At 58.4% G+C, this 19,681-nt stretch carries 12 protein-coding genes; 10 read left to right on the forward strand and 2 right to left on the reverse strand.

Going from position 1 to position 19,681, the window contains the following annotated elements:
- Window positions 1-106 precede the first annotated feature (106 nt).
- The gene (locus SIK97_RS11765) at window positions 107-1,291 is read right to left on the reverse strand and encodes a M20 family metallopeptidase (protein ID WP_025106599.1); all 1,185 of its coding nucleotides are present in this window, start codon (window positions 1,289-1,291) and stop codon (window positions 107-109) included.
- A 35-nt stretch (window positions 1,292-1,326) separates the two neighbouring features.
- Window positions 1,327-2,538, reverse strand: coding sequence for a hypothetical protein (locus SIK97_RS11770; RefSeq protein WP_032750895.1), 1,212 nt, complete (start codon window positions 2,536-2,538; stop codon window positions 1,327-1,329).
- A gap of 400 nt (window positions 2,539-2,938) precedes the next feature.
- Between SIK97_RS11770 and SIK97_RS11775 the strand changes: the two genes are divergently transcribed.
- The 10 genes from SIK97_RS11775 to der all read left to right on the forward strand — a co-directional run bounded on the left by SIK97_RS11775 (window position 2,939) and on the right by der (window position 19,590).
- The gene (locus SIK97_RS11775) at window positions 2,939-7,885 is read left to right on the forward strand and encodes an alpha-2-macroglobulin family protein (protein WP_057173756.1); all 4,947 of its coding nucleotides are present in this window, start codon (window positions 2,939-2,941) and stop codon (window positions 7,883-7,885) included.
- Window positions 7,886-10,207 (forward strand): peptidoglycan glycosyltransferase PbpC, encoded by a 2,322-nt coding sequence (gene pbpC, locus SIK97_RS11780; protein WP_057173755.1) that lies wholly within the window; start codon window positions 7,886-7,888, stop codon window positions 10,205-10,207.
- A 170-nt stretch (window positions 10,208-10,377) separates the two neighbouring features.
- Window positions 10,378-10,809 (forward strand): nucleoside-diphosphate kinase, encoded by a 432-nt coding sequence (ndk, locus tag SIK97_RS11785; protein ID WP_004114414.1) that lies wholly within the window; start codon window positions 10,378-10,380, stop codon window positions 10,807-10,809.
- A gap of 413 nt (window positions 10,810-11,222) precedes the next feature.
- Window positions 11,223-12,389 carry a bifunctional tRNA (adenosine(37)-C2)-methyltransferase TrmG/ribosomal RNA large subunit methyltransferase RlmN gene (locus SIK97_RS11790; protein ID WP_004123586.1) on the forward strand — a complete coding sequence of 389 codons (1,167 nt, stop codon included), beginning with the start codon at window positions 11,223-11,225 and terminating at the stop codon, window positions 12,387-12,389.
- A 277-nt stretch (window positions 12,390-12,666) separates the two neighbouring features.
- Window positions 12,667-13,638, forward strand: coding sequence for a cytoskeleton protein RodZ (gene rodZ / locus SIK97_RS11795; RefSeq protein WP_025106603.1), 972 nt, complete (start codon window positions 12,667-12,669; stop codon window positions 13,636-13,638).
- 26 nt (window positions 13,639-13,664) lie between these two features.
- Window positions 13,665-14,786, forward strand: coding sequence for a flavodoxin-dependent (E)-4-hydroxy-3-methylbut-2-enyl-diphosphate synthase (ispG, locus tag SIK97_RS11800; protein WP_004104485.1), 1,122 nt, complete (start codon window positions 13,665-13,667; stop codon window positions 14,784-14,786).
- 91 nt (window positions 14,787-14,877) lie between these two features.
- On the forward strand, window positions 14,878-16,152 hold the full coding sequence (gene hisS / locus SIK97_RS11805; RefSeq protein ID WP_014230362.1) for a histidine--tRNA ligase: 1,275 nt from the start codon (window positions 14,878-14,880) through the stop codon (window positions 16,150-16,152).
- 34 nt (window positions 16,153-16,186) lie between these two features.
- Window positions 16,187-16,807 (forward strand): YfgM family protein, encoded by a 621-nt coding sequence (locus SIK97_RS11810; RefSeq protein WP_004853194.1) that lies wholly within the window; start codon window positions 16,187-16,189, stop codon window positions 16,805-16,807.
- A gap of 10 nt (window positions 16,808-16,817) precedes the next feature.
- Window positions 16,818-17,996, forward strand: a complete 1,179-nt coding sequence (bamB, locus tag SIK97_RS11815; RefSeq protein ID WP_004104478.1) for an outer membrane protein assembly factor BamB — start codon at window positions 16,818-16,820, stop codon at window positions 17,994-17,996.
- A gap of 115 nt (window positions 17,997-18,111) precedes the next feature.
- On the forward strand, window positions 18,112-19,590 hold the full coding sequence (gene der / locus SIK97_RS11820) for a ribosome biogenesis GTPase Der (RefSeq protein WP_014230361.1): 1,479 nt from the start codon (window positions 18,112-18,114) through the stop codon (window positions 19,588-19,590).
- The last annotated feature ends 91 nt before the right edge of the window (window positions 19,591-19,681 follow it).

Raw genomic sequence — 19,681 nt, forward strand, 5'->3', positions numbered from 1 at the left:
AACAATAGAGTGATTGTTGTTGTTTTTTGCGATATCGACAAGGCATTTTCAAGGAGAGGCGGCGGGAATGTGATATTCCCCCGAGCGGCGTCGGGGGAGGGTTGGCTTAAAACGCGTTTTGCTGCAGGTAGCGCCAGGCGTACTGCGCGTACAGTTCAGCGCCGCTTTTCATCACCTGCTCGTCGATATTAAAGCAGCCGTGATGGTGCGCGTAGTCGCTGCCTTTCTCTTTATTGCCCGAGCCGAGCAGCGCAAAGGCGCCGGGGATATTTTGCATATAAAAACTAAAATCTTCTCCGCCGGTGGTCGGTTTTTCATTGAAAAGGACGCCATCGCCGAACGCGTCGCGGATAACCGACTGCGCCAGCAGCGCGCTGCGCTCTTCGTTGATCACCGGTAGCGTACCGTAGCAGTAGTCAACCTGAGCGGTCGCCCCATATACCGCGGCGGTATGCTCGGCATAGCGGGTAATGGCCGTTTCCAGGCGCTGGCGCGCTTCCAGGCTGAAGCAGCGCACGGTACCGTCAAGAACGGCGTTCTCGGCAATGACGTTAAAGCGCGTGCCGACATCCATTTTGCCGATGGTGACTACCGCGGACTCCAGCGGGGAGGTTTCTCGCGCCACAATAGCCTGCAGATTCATCACGAAAGCGGAAGCGACCACCGCCGCATCGACGCAGGCCTCCGGCATCGAACCGTGGCCGCCGCGGCCGCGGAAGGTCACTTTCAGCAAATCGGCTGAGGCAAAGGAGGAACCGACGTTGCAGGAGATTTTGCCGGACGGCGTGCCGGACCAGATATGCATCCCGAAAACGTTATCCACGTTATCGATAGCCCCCTGCTGAATCATCGCCTTCGCCCCCTCGGCAATCTCTTCCGCAGGCTGAAAGATCAGCCGGACGTTGCCCGCCAGCTGCTCGCGGACGTCATATAACGCACGGGCGGCGGTCAGCAGCATGGCGGTATGGGCGTCATGGCCGCAGGCGTGCATTTTCCCGGGGGTTTGTGATTTATAGTCGAGCGGGTCGTTCAGCTCCACCACCGGTAACGCATCCATATCGGCGCGCAGAGCCACGGTTTTACCCGGCTGGCCGCCGGCGATGTCGGCGATGATTCCGGTGGGATGCGTCCGGCGGTAAGGGATACCGATGGCCTCCAGTCCGGCGGCGACGCGATCCGTGGTGCGCTTCTCCTCCCAGGGAAGTTCCGGATGGGCGTGCAGGTCGCGACGAAAAGCGATCATCGCCTGTTCTTCTCTGGCGATAATCGCGGTGATGTCAGGGTTAATCATCAATGGCTCCATCATTTGCTAAAAATTCAACGCGCTCAGCCGACAACGGGGGTCAGATAGCCGACCAGAATTCCGGCTAACACCACCGAAACCATGGTAACGGAGACGAATCCGCCGACCAGCATCGGGCCCAGCATATGGTGGGTCAGCATCTGGCGCTCTTTTTCATCGTGGGTGAGGGCGTTAATGGCCTCGTTGGTAATAATATAGTCGGCGGGGAAACCGTACAGCGCGGTCAATGAGATGGCGAAAGCCATCGGGCCGCTGACGCCAAGCAGTTTCCCGACCAGCCAGGAGACAACAAACATCCCGATCGCCGCCGTGGCGATTAACACCACCATCGGGAAAAGCAGGCGCAGCAGCATCTCCGGCGTGGCTTTGTTTAAGGTATCAAAGATAAATAGCATCAATGCCATAATGGCGAAGCCAAAGCCGTTCGCCTTATGCAGCATATGTTTTTCAAGAAAGCCTAACGAGGTAAACACCACGCCAAAAAACAGGCACAGCACGAAGGGGCTGATATTCACGATCGGCTTCGCGAGGTCGGCGACAAGCCAGGCCAGACAGCCGACCAGCGCCAGCCGCAGGAATTTAAAGTAGTTGCTGTTGTAGCTAACGGGGATTTTACTGAACAGGCGCGGCATTTTCTCCTCGCCGACGGTGAGCATCGCGTGCTCTTCGGCAATGTCATCAGGGCGCTGTTCGCCGCTGCGGTAGCGGGCAAGCAGCGTTTTGCCTTCTCGTTGCAGCATAATAGCGGTCAGCGGATATCCGGCAAACCCCTGCATCACGTAAATCAAAATGGCAAAAACCGACAGGTCGACCAGTCCGGCGCTGCTCGCGCCCTGCGACATAATCAGCGATGAGACGATACCGCCGACCAGCGGAGGAATGGTGACCAGCGCGGTGTTGCGGTCGAACAGCGCCAGGCTCACCGCAAAGACCGCCGCCGCGATCCCGGCAATGCCGGCGAGGGAGATGACCACGGTCTTCCACTGCTGCGCCAGCTCTTTTAGCGACAGCAGGGTGCCCATATTGGTGATTAACAGATACATCAGCATTATGGCAACCGGCGTGCCGATTCCGGCCCGGCTGATAATATCTGCCGGGAAAAATGTCCAGTACCCGATTAAAAACAGGACCGCACAGACAAATACGGAGGGAATCCAGGCTTTTGTGCGGGTTGAAACAACGTCGCCGATATAAAGAATTAAAATAATAATCGACAGTGCGACCATCTGAGACATAAATAACTTCCATATTATTAATCCCATATATATTTATATGAGATGGGTTGATGTTGTGTTATCTGGTAAACGCTGGAACGTACAGTCAATATCATCGCCGGCGTAATAATTTATATTTTAAAGGCAATGATATCCCGAACAATAAATAGAAAGCGCGCGCCTTGTCAATTTATATGGGCAGAGAGAGTGGGATTTCAGAATAAAAAGTATCGATAGCTGAGGATATTAAAAGTTGATATAAGAAAAATCGTAGCGCGGTATATCCGTTAAATTAATCCACTCCAGCTATCCGTGATCCCTACCAATATTGCTTGCTAGCGCGCTATTGGTAATTCTGCCGCTAACGCATAATAATGTGTTCACTGAAATTATCTGGCCTGCGGGCCGAGGGGTTAGAAGGATGAAACCATTTCGTTTGGCGGCGCTATCTCTGGCGCTACTTACCGCACTATCGTTGACCGCCTGTGACGACAGCGGCAAACCGCAGGCGGTCGCGTCGGCGCCATCCGCGGCGGCAGATAGCGCGCCCGCGAAGCCGGACAGCGCCCAGCTGGCGGCGCTGGCTGAAAAAAGCAAAGGCAAAGCGTTAACGCTGCTGGATGCTTCTGAAGTTCAGCTCGACGGCGCGGCGACGCTGCTGCTGACCTTCTCTATTCCTCTGCAGCCGGATCAGGATTTCTCTCGCAGCGTGCATCTGGTCGACAAAAAAAGCGGCAAAGTCGATGGGGCATGGGAGCTGGCGCCCAACCTTAAAGAGCTGCGTCTACGTCATCTTGAGCCAAAACGCGAGCTGATCGTTTCGCTCGACCCCACCCTGACCGCGCTGAATAAAGCGACCTTAGACAGCAGCGTTGAAAAAACCATTACCACCCGCGACATCGCCCCGAGCATCGGCTTTGCCAGCCGCGGCTCGCTGCTGCCGGGGAAAGTGGTGGCCGGACTGCCGGTGATGGCGCTGAATGTCGATAACATCGACGTCAATTTTTTCCGCATCAAACCTGAATCGCTCTCCGCCTTCGTCAGCCAATGGGAATACCGCAATTCCCTGAGCAACTGGGAGTCGGACGAGCTGCTGAAGATGGCCGATCTGGTCTACACCGGCCGTTTTGACCTTAACCCGGCGCGCAATACGCGCGAAAAACTGCTGCTGCCGCTGGCGGATATCAAGCCGTTGCAGGAGCCGGGCGTCTATATCGCGGTGATGAATCAGGCGGGCCGCTACAGCTATAGCAACGCCGCGACGCTGTTCACCCTCAGCGATATCGGCGTATCCGCGCACCGCTATCACAACCGGCTGGATGTCTTTACCCAGAGCCTGGAAAACGGCGCGGCGCAGTCCGGTATCGATGTGCAGCTGCTGAACGCCAAAGGGCAAACCCTGGCGCAGGCGAAGAGCGACGCTCAGGGGCACGTGACGCTGCAAACGGACAAAGAAGCGGCGCTGCTGCTGGCGCGTAAGGACGGGCAAACCACTCTGCTGGATCTCAAACTTCCGGCGCTGGACCTGGCTGAATTTTCCATCGCCGGCGCGCCGGGCTTCAGCAAGCAGCTATTTATGTTTGGCCCACGGGATCTCTATCGTCCGGGCGAAACGGTTATTCTCAACGCGCTACTGCGCGATAGTGACGGTAAACCGCTCCCCGAGCAGCCGGTGAAGCTGGAAGTCGTGCAGCCGGATGGCCAGGTTATTCGTTCGACGGTCAGCAAACCGGTTAACGGCCTGTATCAGTTGACTTATCCGCTCGATAGCGGCGCGGCGACCGGGATGTGGCACATTCGCGCCAGCACCGGCGACAACCAGCCGCGCGAGTGGGATTTTCACGTTGAAGATTTTATGCCTGAGCGCATGGCGCTGAATCTCACGGCGCAAAATGCCCCGGTTTCGCCGGCTGCGGATGTCAGCTTTGCCGTGAGCGGGGCGTATCTGTATGGCGCGCCGGCCAGCGGCAACTCGCTGCAGGGTAAACTGTTCCTGCGTCCGCTGCGCGATGCGGTGCCTGCGCTGCCGGGCTTCCAGTTTGGCGACATTGCCGAAGAGAACCTTTCCCGCAGCCTGGATGAAGTGCAGACCACCCTGGACGATCGCGGACATGCGGAAGTCACCGCCGCCAGCCAGTGGCAGGAGAGCCGCTCGCCGCTGCAGGTGATCCTGCAGGCCAGCCTGCTGGAGTCCGGCGGCAGGCCGGTCACGCGCACCGTCAGGCAGCCGATCTGGCCGGCCGAAACGCTGCCGGGTATCCGACCGGAATTTGCCCTGAAAGAGGTTTACGACTATCGCACCGACAGCACTATCAAGCAGCCGGTGGTGGATGAAAACGGCACCGCCGCGTTTGAGATTGTGTATGCCGACGCCAAAGGTGAGAAGAAAGCGGTCTCCGGGCTGCAGGTTCGGTTGATTCGCGAACGCCGCGACTACTACTGGAACTGGTCCGAGAGCGAAGGCTGGCTGTCGCAGTTCGATCAAAAAGATCTTCAGGAAGGCGAGGAGTCGCTGGATATTTCAGCCGGACAAACGGCGAAAGTGAGCTTCCCGGTCGAGTGGGGTTCTTATCGCCTGGAAGTTAAAGGGCCGGATGATGTGGTCAGCAGCGTGCGCTTCTGGGCCGGATACAGCTGGCAGGATAACAGCGATGGCCAGGGGGCGGCGCGTCCGGATCGCGTCACCATGAAGCTGGACAAACCGGCCTATAAACCGGGCGATACGATCAAGCTGCATATCGCCGCTCCGGCAGCCGGTAAAGGCTACGCGCTGGTGGAATCAAGCGAAGGGCCGCTGTGGTGGCAGGAGATTGACGTCCCGGCGGAAGGGATGGAGCTATCGATCCCGGTGGATAAAGCGTGGAATCGTCACGACCTGTACCTCAGCACCCTGGTGATTCGTCCGGGGGATAAATCCCAGTCCGCGACGCCAAAACGGGCGGTGGGTCTGCTGCATCTGCCGCTTGGCGATGAAAATCGCCGTCTGAACCTGACGCTGGAAGCGCCGGATAAAATGCGCCCCAACCAGCCGCTGAAGGTCAACGTTAAGGCCAGCGTCAAAGAAGGCGAGACGCCGAAACAGGTTAACGTGCTGCTCTCCGCCGTCGATAGCGGCGTACTCAATATCACCGACTATGCAACGCCGGATCCGTGGAAAGCCTTCTTTGGCCAGAAACGCTACGGCGCCGATATTTACGATATCTATGGTCAGGTGATCGAAGGGCAGGGGAGACTCGCCAGCCTGCGCTTCGGCGGCGACGGTGATGAACTCAAACGCGGCGGCAAACCGCCGGTTAATCACGTGACGATTATCGCTCAGCAGGCGCAGCCGGTGGTGCTGGATGAGAAAGGCGAAGGGACGGTGACTTTGCCGATTGGCGACTTTAACGGCGAACTGCGGGTTATGGCCCAGGCGTGGACCGCAGAGGATTTTGGCAGCAGCGAAGGAAAAACGATCGTGGCGGCGCCGGTTATTGCCGAGCTGAATATGCCGCGCTTCCTCGCCAGCGGAGATACCACTCGCCTGGCGCTGGATCTCAGCAATCTGACCGATAAGCCGCAGACCCTCAACGTTGCGCTGGCCGCCAGCGGTCTGCTGCAGCTTGAAGGGGGAGAAATACCGCCGGTGCATCTGGCTCCCGGCGCGCGCAGCACCCTGTTTGTGCCGGTTCGCGCGCAGCAAGGCTTTGGCGATGGTCAGGTGAATGCCACCATCAGCGGCCTGAACCTGCCGGGTGAAACCTTCGCGCCGATGCAGAAGCAGTGGCAGCTGGGCGTGCGTCCGGCTTTCCCGGCGCAAACCGTGAATTCCGGCGCTGTCCTTCAGCCGGGTGAAAGCTGGCAGGCTCCGGCGGCGCAAAGCGAGGGCTTCTCGCCGGCCACGTTGCAGGGGCAGCTGGTGTTCAGCGGCAAGCCGCCGCTGAACCTGGCGCGCTATATTCGCGACCTGAAGGCCTATCCTTACGGCTGCCTGGAGCAGACCACCAGCGGGCTATTCCCGTCGCTCTATACCAACGCCGCCCAGCTTAAAGCCCTGGGGATCGGCGGCGATAGCGATGAAAAGCGACGCGCGGCGGTGGATATCGGCATTTCTCGTCTGCTGCAGATGCAGCGCGATGATGGCGGTTTCGCCCTGTGGGATAAAGAAGGGCCGGAGGAGTACTGGTTGAGCGCCTACGCGATGGACTTCCTCGTCCGGGCGGGCGAGCAGGGCTACAGCGTACCAACCAACGCCGTCAATAACGGCAACCAGCGCCTGCTGCGTTATTTACAGGAGCCGGGGCTGATGACCGTCCGCTATAGCGATGATGCCCAGGCCAGCCGCTTTGCCGCTCAGGCCTACGCCGCGCTGGTACTGGCCCGGCAGCAGAAAGCGCCGCTCGGCGCGCTGCGCGAAATCTGGAGCCGTCACGACCAGGCGCGTTCCGGTCTGCCGCTGCTGCAGCTGGGCGTGGCCCTGAAATTGATGGGCGATGCGCCGCGCGGCGACGAAGCCCTGAAGCTGGCTCTGACGACGCCGCGGCAGGACGCGAACCGCTGGCTCGGCGATTACGGCAGCGAGCTGCGCGACGATGCGCTGAAGCTGGCGCTGCTGGAGGAGAACAAACTGCTGCCGGAAGCGCAAAATACGCTGCTCAGCCATCTGGCGGACGAAGCCTACGGCCAGCGCTGGCTCTCGACGCAGGAGAGTAACGCCCTGTTCCTGGCCGGGCGTACGCTGCAGGATCTCCCCGGCAGCTGGCAGGCGCAAACCTCCGTGCAGGCCGAACCGCTCTCCGGCGAGAAAGCGCAAACCCGCAACCTGACCGGCGACCAGCTGGCGGCCTTGCAGGTGACCAATACCGGCCAGCAGCCGCTGTGGCTCCGTCTCGACAGCAGCGGCTATCCGCAGAACGCGCCGCAGCCGGGGGGCAACGTGCTTGGCATTGAACGGCAAATTTTCGATACCCAGGGCCAGCAGAAATCGCTCTCTTCGCTGCGCAGCGGCGAACTGGTGCTGGTGAAGCTGGAAGTGACGGCTAAGCGTAACGTCCCGGACGCGCTGGTGGTGGATTTACTCCCGGCGGGGCTGGAGCTGGAAAACCAGAATCTGGCCAACAGCAGCGCCAGCCTGCAGGAGAACGGCGAGGTGGTGCAGAATCTGCTTAACCAGATGCAGCAGGCCGATATTCAGCACATTGAGTTTCGCGACGATCGCTTCGTCGCCGCGGTGGCTATCAATGAAGGCCAGCCGGTGACGCTGGTTTATCTGGCGCGCGCGGTGACGCCGGGCACCTATCAGGTACCGCAGCCGCAGGTCGAGTCAATGTACGTGCCGCAGTGGCGGGCAACCGGCGCGGCCAGCGGACCGCTCACCGTTGCACCCTAAATGCGGGCACTGAAGCGCATTAAACGCCGCTGGCGCTGGCTGGCGGCGTTTATTTTTTTGCTGTGGCTGCTGCTGGCCGCCGATCGCCTGTGGCCGCTGCCGCTGCGCGAGGTGACGCCTGCCCGAGTGGTGGTGGCGGAAGACGGGACGCCGCTGTGGCGTTTCGCCGACGCGCAGGGCGTCTGGCGCTATCCGGTGACCCTGGCTGACGTTTCGCCGCGCTATTTACAGGCGCTGATCCAGTATGAAGATCGCTGGTTCTGGGATCACCCCGGCGTTAATCCGTTCTCGATCGTTCGCGCCGCCTGGCAGGATCTCACTTCCGGGCGGGTGATCTCTGGGGGCAGCACCCTGACCATGCAGGTGGCGCGCCTGCTCGATCCGCATCCCCGAACCTTCGGCGGCAAGCTGCGTCAGCTATGGCGCGCGCTGCAGCTGGAGTGGCATCTGTCAAAAAGCGAGATCCTCACGCTCTACCTCAACCGGGCGCCGTTCGGCGGTACGCTGCAGGGGATCGGCGCAGCCAGCTGGGCCTATCTCGGTAAACCGCCCGCGCAGCTCAGCTATGGCGAAGCGGCGCTGCTGGCGGTACTGCCGCAGGCGCCGAGCAGGCTGCGTCCGGATCGCTGGCCGGAGCGAGCGCAGGCAGCGCGCGATAAAGTGCTGCTGCGGATGGAAAATCAGGGCGTGTGGCCATCGCTGCCGGTACGAGAAGCTATCGAGGAGCCCGTCTGGCTCTTTCCGCGGCAGATGCCGCAGCTGGCGCCGCTTTTTGCCCGCCGCGCGCTGGCGAGCAGCCGCGCAGAGAAGGTGGTAACGACGCTGGATGCCGGACTGCAGCGGCAGCTGGAAGACCTGGCGCTGAACTGGAAATCGCGCCTGCCGCCGCGCAGCTCTTTAGCGATGATCGTGGTCGACCATACCAATATGAAGGTTCGCGGTTGGGTAGGGTCGGTGGATATCAACGATGATAGCCGCTTTGGTCATATTGATATGGTCTCGGCGATCCGCTCCCCGGGCTCGGTTCTGAAGCCGTTTGTTTATGGTATGGCGCTGGATGAGGGGCTGATCCATCCGGCTTCGTTGTTACAGGATGTGCCGCGACGGTTTAGCGACTACCGGCCGGGGAATTTTGACAGCGGTTTTCACGGGCCGGTGAGCGCCAGCGACGCGCTGGTTCGCTCTCTGAACCTTCCGGCAGTGCAGGTGCTGGAGGCCTACGGGCCGAAGCGTTTTGCCGCCAGGCTACGCAATGCCGGATTGCCGCTGATGCTGCCCGCCGGCGCGGAGCCGAATCTGTCACTGATCCTCGGCGGCGGCGGCGCGCGTCTGGCGGATATCGTGGCGGCGTACAGCGCGTTCGCCCGCCATGGTAAGGCGGGACAATTGCGCATCACGCCAGACTCACCGCTGGTTGAGAGGCCGCTGCTGTCGCCGGGCGCCGCGTGGATCGTGCGGCGCATACTGGCCGGCGAAGCGCAGCCGGTGCCCGATGCGTCGCTGGTGCAGGTGGTGCCGCTGGCGTGGAAAACCGGAACCAGCTACGGCTACCGCGACGCCTGGGCGATCGGAGTGAACGCCCGCTATCTGATAGGTATCTGGACCGGGCGACCCGACGGCACGCCGGTCGTCGGGCAGTTTGGCTTCGCCAGCGCGGTGCCGCTGCTGAACCAGGTGAATAATATGCTGCTGGCGCGCCCGGCGATGAGCCGCGGCGGATTGCCGGCCGACCCTCGCCCGTCGTCGGTCAGCGCCGGGACGGTTTGCTGGCCCGGCGGGCAGAATTTACCCGCGGGCGACGCGAACTGCCGCCGACGGCTGGCCACCTGGCTGCTCGATGAGAGCCAGCCGCCGACCCTGCTGCTGCCCGGCCAGGAAGGTATTCGCGGGATTCGCTTCCCGGTGTGGCTGAATGAGAAAGGGCTGCGGGTGGCGGCAGATTGCCCCGGCGCGGTAGAGAAAAGCCTCGACGTCTGGCCGCTGCCGCTTGAACCCTGGCTACCCGCAGGCGAACGGCGTCGCGTCAGGCTGCCTGCGGTTTCGGCGGCGTGTCCGCCGGTGCAAACCGCGGATGCCGCTCCGCTGGTGCTCTCCGGTCTTCGTGAAGGCGCGGTGGTTAAACGGCTGCCCGGCGAGAAAAAGGTGATGCTGCCGCTGCAAACGACCGGCGGGGAGGGGCGCCGCTGGTGGTTTCTTAACGGTGAGCCTCTGCCGGCGGAAGGCGCCGGCGCGACCCTTAACATCGATCGCCCTGACCGTTATCAGCTGGTAGTGATGGACGAGGCGGGGCAAATTGTTGCCGCGAACTTCACCGTGCAATAAACGTAACGTGCCTTAATTGGCGGGATTTGTTGTTTAAGGTCGCTTTTTTTTAAAAAAATGTTACCTAAACACATAGGCAATCGCCTTAGATGATGATTATAATTCGCGCCGTATTTATCGGTCTCATCTGCTCATCTGCAAAACAGAACAACATATATAAAGAGGTTATCATGGCTATTGAACGTACTTTTTCCATCATCAAACCAAACGCGGTGGCAAAAAACGTTATTGGCGGCATCTTTTCTCGCTTTGAAGCTGCAGGGTTCAAAATTGTTGGCACCAAAATGCTGCATCTGACCGTTGAGCAGGCTCGCGGCTTCTATGCTGAGCACGAAGGTCGCCCGTTCTTTGACGGTCTGGTTGAATTCATGACTTCCGGCCCGATCGTGGTTTCCGTGCTGGAAGGCGAAAATGCGGTTCAGCGTCATCGCGACCTGCTGGGCGCAACCAACCCGGCGAACGCGCTGGCGGGTACCCTGCGCGCAGACTACGCTGACAGCTTCACCGAGAACGGCACCCACGGTTCCGATTCCGTTGAATCCGCTGCGCGCGAGATCGCGTTTTTCTTTGCTGAAGGCGAGGTTTGTCCGCGCACCCGCTAATCTCCCGCGTCTTTCACGCCACCGCTTTGTTGGCTTCATTCGCGCACCCCGGTCACATAGTTATCTATGCTCCCGGGATTTGCGAATTCGCCGCCTCGCCGTGACGTAAAATACTTTGGAGATACCCATCCTCGTCGTCTTTTCGACTATCGCGGTGTTGGCTGCGCGCGTTTACCCCGGTCGCTTATCTGTGCTCCCGGGGCTTCGCTTGCTTACCGTCTTGCGACAATCGAAAATCCTTAGAGGATCTGCCAGGCAGTTACAGATTTTTTCATCATTGCTGCGTGCAAACATGGTATTGATGGACCAGAATTTGTAGAATACAGCGCCCCGGATGAGCAGTCGCTCCCGGGGCGTTTCTTTTTTCAACCCTCCAGGGGCCATAACGTGTAATAACGAGGCCGGAATCAATTATGTCTGAACAAATAGTCACACCTGATAGCGCCGCTCTGACGGTGCCGAACAAAGATGCCAAAATCAACCTGCTGGATTTGAATCGTCAGCAGCTGCGCGAGTTTTTCAAAAACATGGGCGAAAAGCCTTTCCGCGCCGATCAGGTGATGAAATGGATGTATCACTACTGCTGCGATAACTTTGATGAGATGACCGATATCAACAAAGTTCTGCGCGGCAAATTAAAGGAAGTCGCGGAGATTCGCGCCCCGGAAGTCGTTGAAGAGCAGCGCTCCAGCGACGGTACCATTAAGTGGGCGATTGCCGTTGGCGATCAGCGCGTCGAAACCGTGTATATCCCGGAAGACGATCGCGCCACCCTGTGCGTTTCTTCCCAGGTGGGCTGCGCGCTGGAGTGTAAATTCTGCTCTACGGCCCAGCAGGGCTTTAACCGCAACCTGCGGGTTTCGGAAATTATCGGCCAGGTCTGGCGCGCGGCGAAAATCGTCGGCGCGGTGAAGACCACCGGCGTACGTCCGATTACCAACGTGGTGATGATGGGGATGGGCGAGCCGCTGCTGAACCTGACTAACGTGGTGCCGGCCATGGAGATCATGCTCGACGACTTCGGCTTTGGTCTCTCTAAACGTCGCGTCACGCTCTCCACTTCCGGCGTGGTGCCGGCGCTCGATAAGCTTGGCGATATGATTGACGTCGCGCTGGCCATCTCTCTGCACGCGCCGAACGATACCATTCGTGATGAAATCGTGCCGATCAACAAGAAATACAATATTGAGACCTTCCTGAACTCGGTGCGTGGCTATATTTCGAAGTCCAACGCCAACCAGGGACGCGTCACTATCGAATACGTCATGCTGGATCACGTCAACGACGGCACCGAGCATGCGCACGAGCTGGCCGCGCTGCTGAAAGATACGCCGTGCAAGATCAACCTGATCCCATGGAACCCCTTCCCGGGCGCGCCGTATGGCCGTAGCTCCAACAGCCGTATCGACCGTTTCTCCAAGGTGTTAATGGAGTATGGTTTCACCACTATCGTGCGTAAAACCCGCGGCGACGATATTGATGCCGCCTGCGGTCAGCTGGCCGGCGACGTTATCGACCGGACCAAGCGTACGCTGCGTAAACGTATGCAGGGCGAAGCCATCGACGTGAAGGCGGTCTGATAATCAATGATGCAGCGCGCAGCCCTGGCGGTGCGCTGCATATTTATGTGGAATCGCCGGGCGAAATACGCTGTTGTGGTTAATAATTACGGTGCGTTTTTGTCGACTTTGAGGCAGTATGTAGCGGTACAACAACCGCTTAGCATTCAATATTGATAAGTCTCTGTGATACCAGGTCATACGGACTTATACTGTTTGTCTGACGTTGAGCAGATGTCTCGCGGCGCGGGGTCACCGGCGCTGAATTTTAAATTTCACGTACCAGTAGTTGTAGCGAATGAATACTGAAGCCACTCAAGACCATCAAGAAGCAAACACCACGGGCGCGCGTCTGCGTAATGCCCGCGAACAACTCGGGCTCAGCCAGCAGGCGGTGGCTGAACGCTTATGCCTGAAGGTTTCCACGGTTCGTGATATTGAAGACGATAAGGCACCCGCCGATCTTGCTTCAACCTTCCTGCGCGGCTATATCCGCTCTTATGCCCGCCTTGTGCACATTCCTGAAGAAGAGCTGCTGCCGATGATGGCCAAGCAGGCTCCGATCCGGGCGGCGAAAGTTGCCCCCATGCAGAGCTTCTCGCTGGGTAAACGCCGTAAAAAGCGCGACGGCTGGCTAATGAGCTTTACCTGGCTGGTGCTGTTCGTGGTGATTGGCCTCAGCGGCGCCTGGTGGTGGCAGGACCACAAAGCGCAGCAGGACGAGATCTCCACGATGGCCGATCAATCCTCCGCCGAACTGAATGCGGGCGATAGCAACAGCCAAAGCATCCCTCTGGATAATCAATCGGCGAATTCTGCACCGGATACCGCCGCCAACAGCGCGCCTGTAGAAACGTCTCCGGCGCCAGCGGCGTCGACTCCGGCCCCGGCTCCGGCCGAGAATAACGCCGTTGTCGCGCCTTCTCAGGCCAACGTCGATACGGCGGCAGCGCCGGCAACTTCGCCGTTACCGACCGACCAGGCAAACGTGACCGCTGCGGCGGCCTCCGCCCAGGATCTGGTGCTGAATTTTACCGCCGACTGCTGGCTGGAAGTGAGCGATGCGACCGGTAAAAAGCTGTTCAGCGGTTTACAGCGTAAAGGCGGTAACCTCAATCTGAGCGGCCAGGCGCCTTATAAGCTGAAAATTGGTGCCCCGGCGGCGGTACAGATACAGTATCTGGGTAAACCAGTCGATTTGAGTCGTTTTATCAGAACTAACCAGGTTGCACGTCTGACCCTCAATGCCGAACAATCACCGGCGCAGTAATAGACGGGTAACGCGGGAGATTTTTCATGCATAACCAGGCTCCGATTCAACGTAGAAAATCAAAGCGAATTTACGTTGGGAATGTGCCGATTGGCGATGGCGCTCCCATCGCCGTACAGTCGATGACAAACACGCGCACCACCGATGTGGCGGCGACGGTAAATCAAATTAAAGCCCTTGAGCGCGTTGGCGCGGATATCGTGCGCGTTTCGGTGCCAACGATGGACGCAGCGGAAGCGTTCAAGCTTATCAAACAGCAGGTTAGCGTACCGCTGGTTGCCGATATCCACTTCGATTACCGCATTGCCCTGAAGGTAGCGGAATACGGCGTTGATTGCCTGCGCATTAACCCGGGCAATATCGGCAACGAAGAGCGTATCCGCATGGTGGTGGACTGCGCTCGCGATAAAAACATCCCTATCCGTATCGGGGTGAACGCCGGCTCTCTGGAAAAAGATCTCCAGGAAAAATACGGTGAACCCACCCCGCAGGCGCTGCTGGAATCGGCAATGCGCCATGTCGATCACCTCGATCGTCTCAACTTCGATCAGTTTAAAGTCAGCGTGAAAGCTTCCGATGTGTTCCTGGCAGTTGAATCCTACCGCCTGCTGGCGAAACAGATCGATCAGCCTCTGCACCTCGGGATCACCGAAGCGGGCGGGGCGCGCAGCGGCGCGGTGAAGTCCGCGATCGGCCTCGGCCTGCTTCTGTCTGAAGGGATCGGCGATACCTTGCGCGTTTCTCTGGCGGCGGATCCGGTTGAAGAGATCAAAGTGGGCTTCGATATTCTCAAGTCGCTGCGCATTCGCTCTCGCGGGATCAACTTCATTGCCTGTCCGACATGTTCACGACAGGAGTTTGACGTTATCGGTACCGTTAACGCGCTGGAGCAGCGGCTGGAAGATATCATTACGCCGATGGATATTTCGATCATTGGCTGCGTGGTAAACGGTCCCGGCGAGGCGCTGGTTTCCACCCTCGGCGTGACCGGCGGCAACAAGAAAAGCGGCCTGTACGAAGACGGCGTACGTAAAGACAGACTGGATAACGACGATATGATCGATCAGCTGGAAGCGCGTATTCGCGCTAAAGCATCGATGCTTGATGAGGCGCGTCGCATCGATATTCAGCAGGTTGAAGCGAAATAACGTGTTGGGAAGCGATACGCTTCCCGTGTATGATTGAACCTGCGGGCGCGAGGCGCCGGGGTTCATTTTTGTATATATAAAGAGAATAAACGTGGCAAAGAACATTCAAGCCATCCGTGGCATGAACGATTATCTGCCGGGCGAAACCGCTCTCTGGCAGCGCATTGAAGGCTCACTGAAGCAGGTGCTTGGTAGCTACGGTTACAGCGAAATCCGTTTGCCGATTGTAGAGCAGACCCCGTTATTCAAACGCGCTATCGGCGAAGTGACCGACGTGGTTGAAAAAGAGATGTACACCTTTGAGGACCGTAACGGCGATAGCCTGACTCTGCGTCCGGAAGGTACCGCTGGCTGCGTACGCGCCGGCATCGAACATGGTCTCCTGTACAATCAAGAACAGCGCCTGTGGTATATCGGGCCGATGTTCCGCCACGAACGTCCGCAAAAAGGGCGTTATCGCCAGTTCCACCAGATTGGCGCGGAAGCGTTCGGTCTGCAGGGGCCGGATATTGATGCCGAGCTGATTATGCTGACCGCCCGCTGGTGGCGCGAGCTGGGCATCTCCAGCCACGTTGCGCTGGAGCTGAACTCTATCGGTTCGCTGGAGGCTCGCGCTAACTATCGTGACGCGCTGGTGGCCTATCTTGAGCAGTATAAAGATAAGCTGGACGAAGACTGCAAACGCCGCATGTACACTAACCCGCTGCGCGTGCTGGATTCTAAAAACCCGGACGTCCAGGCGCTGCTGAACGACGCCCCGACGCTGGGCGACTATCTTGATGAAGAGTCCAGAGCGCATTTTGCGGGACTTTGCGCGCTGCTGGATGATGCCGGTATCCGCTATACCGTGAATCAGCGTCTGGTGCGCGGTCTCGACTATTACAACCGCACCGTGTTTGAGTGGGTCACCACCAGCCTCGGTTCCCAGGGCACCGTCTGCGCCGGCGGCCGTTACGATGGTCTGGTTGAGCAGCTTGGCGGTCGCGCAACCCCTGGCGTCGGCTTTGCGATGGGGCTGGAACGTCTTGTTTTACTGGTTCAGGCAGTGAATCCGGAATTTAAAGCCGATCCTGTTGTCGATATATACCTGGTAGCCTCCGGAACTGACACCCAGTCCGCAGCAATGCGTCTGGCTGAACAGGTACGCGATGCGTTACCCGGCGTTAAGCTGATGACCAACCACGGCGGCGGCAACTTTAAGAAGCAGTTTGCGCGCGCTGATAAATGGGGCGCTCGCGTTGCGCTGGTGCTGGGCGAATCAGAAATCGCTGACGGAAACGTGGTAGTGAAAGATTTACGCTCAGGAGAGCAAACTACCGTAACGCAGGATAGCGTTGCCGCGCATTTGCGCACACTTCTGGGTTAATCTCCCGGGAATCATTAGTCAGGAGAAGGACTGCGTGGAACTTTACAATAACGAAAACGATCAGGTCGACGCGCTGAAGCGTTTCTTTGCTGAAAATGGCAAGGCGCTGGCCGTTGGGGTGATTTTGGGCGTTGGCGCGCTGGTTGGCTGGCGCTACTGGACCTCCCATCAGTTGGATACCGCCAGAGGCTCGTCCCTGGCTTATGAAAATGCGATTTCCGCCCTCAAATCGGATAAACCAGAAGCGCTGAACGCTGCGCAGAAATTTGCCGCCGACAGCAAAAACACCTATGGTGCGTTTGCTTCTCTTGAGCTGGCGCAGCAGTTTGTCGATAAAAACGACCTGCAGAACGCTGAAAAGCAGCTTCAGCAGGGGCTTACGGCCGCTTCTGATGATAACCTGAAATCGGTTATCAATATGCGTCTTGCTCGCGTCCAGCTGCAGCTTAAGCAGCCTGATGCCGCGCTGAAAACCCTGGATGCCGTGAAAGGCGAAGGCTGGACCGCGATTGTCGCTGACCTGCGCGGCGAGATCCTGCTGAGCAAAGGCGATAAGCAAGGGGCGAAAGCAGCATGGGAAGCGGGCGCGAAAAGCGATGCCTCACCGGCGCTCAGCGAAATGATGCGTATGAAAATAAATAATTTGTCCATCTGAGAGGGACTCGATGCAATTGCGTAAATTACTTCTGCCAGGGCTGCTTTCCGTTACCTTATTGAGCGGCTGTTCGCTGTTTAACAGCGAAGAAGATGTGGTGAAAATGTCGCCACTGCCGACGGTGGAAAACCAGTTTACGCCGTCCACCTCCTGGAGCACCTCCGTTGGCGGCGGTATTGGCGAATTCTACTCTAACCTGCACCCGGCTTTTGCTGATGGCGTTGTGTATGCCGCCGATCGTAAAGGTACCGTTAAAGCCCTTAATTCAGGCGACGGCAAAGAGGTGTGGTCGGTTAATCTGGCAGAGAAAGACGGCTGGTTCTCCCGCGCGCCTGCGCTGCTCTCCGGCGGCGTGACCGTCTCCGGCGGCCACGTTTATATCGGTAGCGAAAAAGCGAAAGTTTATGCGCTGAACACCAGCGACGGTACCGTCGCGTGGGAAGCGAGCGTGGCGGGTGAAGCGATTTCTCGTCCGGTCGTCAGCGACGGCATGGTGCTGATTCATACCACTAACGGTCAGCTTCAGGCGCTGAACGAAGCCGATGGCGCGGTGAAATGGACCGTTAACCTTGATATGCCAGCGCTCTCCCTGCGCGGCGAATCCGCTCCGGCTACCGCCTACGGCGCAGCTATTGTAGGCGGCGACAACGGTCGCGTCAGCGCGGTGCTGATGCAGCAGGGCCAGATGATTTGGCAGCAGCGTATCTCTACCGCGACCGGTCCGACCGAAATCGACCGTCTTAACGACGTCGACACGACGCCGGTTATCGTGAACGGCGTGATTTACGCGCTGGCGTACAACGGCAACCTGACGGCGCTGGATCTGCGCAGCGGCCAGATTATGTGGAAACGCGAGCTGGGTTCAGTGAACGATTTCATTGTCGACGGCAACCGTATTTACCTGGTTGACCAGAATGACCGTCTGCTGGCGCTCACCACCGACGGCGGCGTGACGCTGTGGACGCAAAGCGATCTGCTGCACCGTCTGCTGACTGCGCCTGTGCTGTATAATGGCAATCTGGTTGTTGGCGATAGCGAAGGCTATATGCACTGGGTCAACCCTGAAGATGGTCACTTTGTGGCTCAGCAGAAGGTGGACAGCTCAGGCTTCCTGACCGATCCGGTTGTTGCTGACGGCAAACTGCTGATTCAGGCGAAAGACGGCACGCTGTACGCGATTACGCGTTAACAACAGCGGTAGTCTATTTTTGAGAAACGGCCCCTGGCAGACAGGGGCCGTTTTGGCTTTTTTAAAAACGCCGTGAAAACGGGCGTTGTATCGATTTTTGTATGAGGCATTTAACATGATACCTGTGGTCGCGCTTGTCGGGCGCCCTAACGTTGGAAAATCCACGCTCTTTAACCGCTTAACGCGCACTCGCGATGCGTTGGTCGCGGATTTCCCGGGGCTGACTCGTGACCGTAAGTACGGTCGTGCTGAAGTGGAAGGCCGCGAATTTATCTGTATCGATACCGGCGGGATCGACGGTACCGAAGATGGCGTAGAAACGCGAATGGCGGAACAGTCGCTGCTGGCGATTGAAGAAGCGGACGTGGTGCTGTTTATGGTCGATGCGCGTGCGGGCCTGATGCCGGCGGATTCGGCAATTGCGAAACATCTGCGCTCCCGTGAGAAACCGACTTTCCTGGTGGCAAACAAAACTGACGGTATCGATGCCGATCAGGCGATTGCCGATTTTTGGTCGCTGGGGTTAGGCGAGATTTATCCTATCGCCGCTTCCCATGGCCGCGGCGTCACCAGCCTGCTCGAGCACGTGCTGCTGCCGTGGGTTGACGAGGTGAACCCGCCGGAAGAAGTGGACGAAGACGCGGCATACTGGGCGCAGTTCGAAGCCGAGCAGAACGGCGAAGCGCTTGAAGAGCCGGAAGATGATTTTAACCCGCAGGATCTGCCGATTAAGCTGGCGATTGTGGGCCGCCCGAACGTGGGTAAATCAACGCTCACCAACCGTATCCTGGGTGAAGATCGTGTGGTGGTTTACGATATGCCGGGAACCACTCGCGACAGCATCTACATCCCGATGCAGCGCGATGAGCGTGAATACGTCCTTATCGATACCGCAGGCGTGCGCAAGCGCGGCAAAATTACCGATGTCGTCGAAAAATTCTCGGTGATCAAAACGCTGCAGGCGATTGAAGACGCCAACGTGGTGCTGCTGGTGATTGATGCGCGCGAAGGGATTTCCGATCAGGATCTCTCCCTGCTGGGCTTTATCCTCAACAGCGGTCGTTCGCTGGTGATTGTCGTCAATAAATGGGACGGCCTGAGCCAGGAAGTAAAAGAGCAGGTGAAAGAGACCCTGGACTTCCGTCTGGGCTTTATCGACTTTGCCCGCGTGCACTTTATCTCCGCGCTGCACGGCAGCGGCGTAGGCAATCTGTTTGAATCCGTGCGCGAGGCGTACGACAGCGCCACCCGTCGCGTGGGCACCGCTATGCTGACCCGCATCATGACCATGGCTGCTGAAGACCATCAGCCGCCGTTGGTGCGTGGCCGTCGCGTGAAGCTGAAATATGCCCACGCCGGTGGTTATAACCCGCCGATCGTGGTTATTCACGGTAACCAGGTTAAAGATCTGCCGGATTCTTATAAACGCTACCTGATGAACTACTTCCGTAAATCGCTGGAAGTGATGGGCACGCCGATTCGTATTCAGTTCAAGGAAGGGGAAAACCCGTTTGCCAACAAACGCAATACCCTGACGCCGAACCAGATGCGTAAGCGTAAGCGCTTGATTAAGCACATCAAGAAAAGCAAATAACGAATCACAACTACGCCGATTGTTAAAAAGCCCGCGTGCGCTGAGGAATCCCCAGTAATGGGCGGGTGAAAAAAGACAGGCATAGAGTTTT

It is taken from the genome of Klebsiella sp. JN_Kp126 (assembly GCF_033843325.1).
Lineage (GTDB): Bacteria > Pseudomonadota > Gammaproteobacteria > Enterobacterales > Enterobacteriaceae > Klebsiella > Klebsiella michiganensis.

Bases quoted from the DNA above. Each gene is read 5' to 3' on its own strand.
- der (WP_014230361.1), top strand. From the start codon at position 18,112: ATGATACCTGTGGTCGCGCTTGTCGGGCGCCCTAACGTTGGAAAATCC.
- rodZ (WP_025106603.1), top strand. From the start codon at position 12,667: ATGAATACTGAAGCCACTCAAGACCATCAAGAAGCAAACACCACGGGC.
- SIK97_RS11765 (WP_025106599.1), bottom strand. From the start codon at position 1,291: ATGATTAACCCTGACATCACCGCGATTATCGCCAGAGAAGAACAGGCG.
- SIK97_RS11790 (WP_004123586.1), top strand. From the start codon at position 11,223: ATGTCTGAACAAATAGTCACACCTGATAGCGCCGCTCTGACGGTGCCG.
- ispG (WP_004104485.1), top strand. From the start codon at position 13,665: ATGCATAACCAGGCTCCGATTCAACGTAGAAAATCAAAGCGAATTTAC.
- SIK97_RS11775 (WP_057173756.1), top strand. From the start codon at position 2,939: ATGAAACCATTTCGTTTGGCGGCGCTATCTCTGGCGCTACTTACCGCA.
- SIK97_RS11770 (WP_032750895.1), bottom strand. From the start codon at position 2,538: ATGTCTCAGATGGTCGCACTGTCGATTATTATTTTAATTCTTTATATC.
- ndk (WP_004114414.1), top strand. From the start codon at position 10,378: ATGGCTATTGAACGTACTTTTTCCATCATCAAACCAAACGCGGTGGCA.
- bamB (WP_004104478.1), top strand. From the start codon at position 16,818: ATGCAATTGCGTAAATTACTTCTGCCAGGGCTGCTTTCCGTTACCTTA.
- pbpC (WP_057173755.1), top strand. From the start codon at position 7,886: ATGCGGGCACTGAAGCGCATTAAACGCCGCTGGCGCTGGCTGGCGGCG.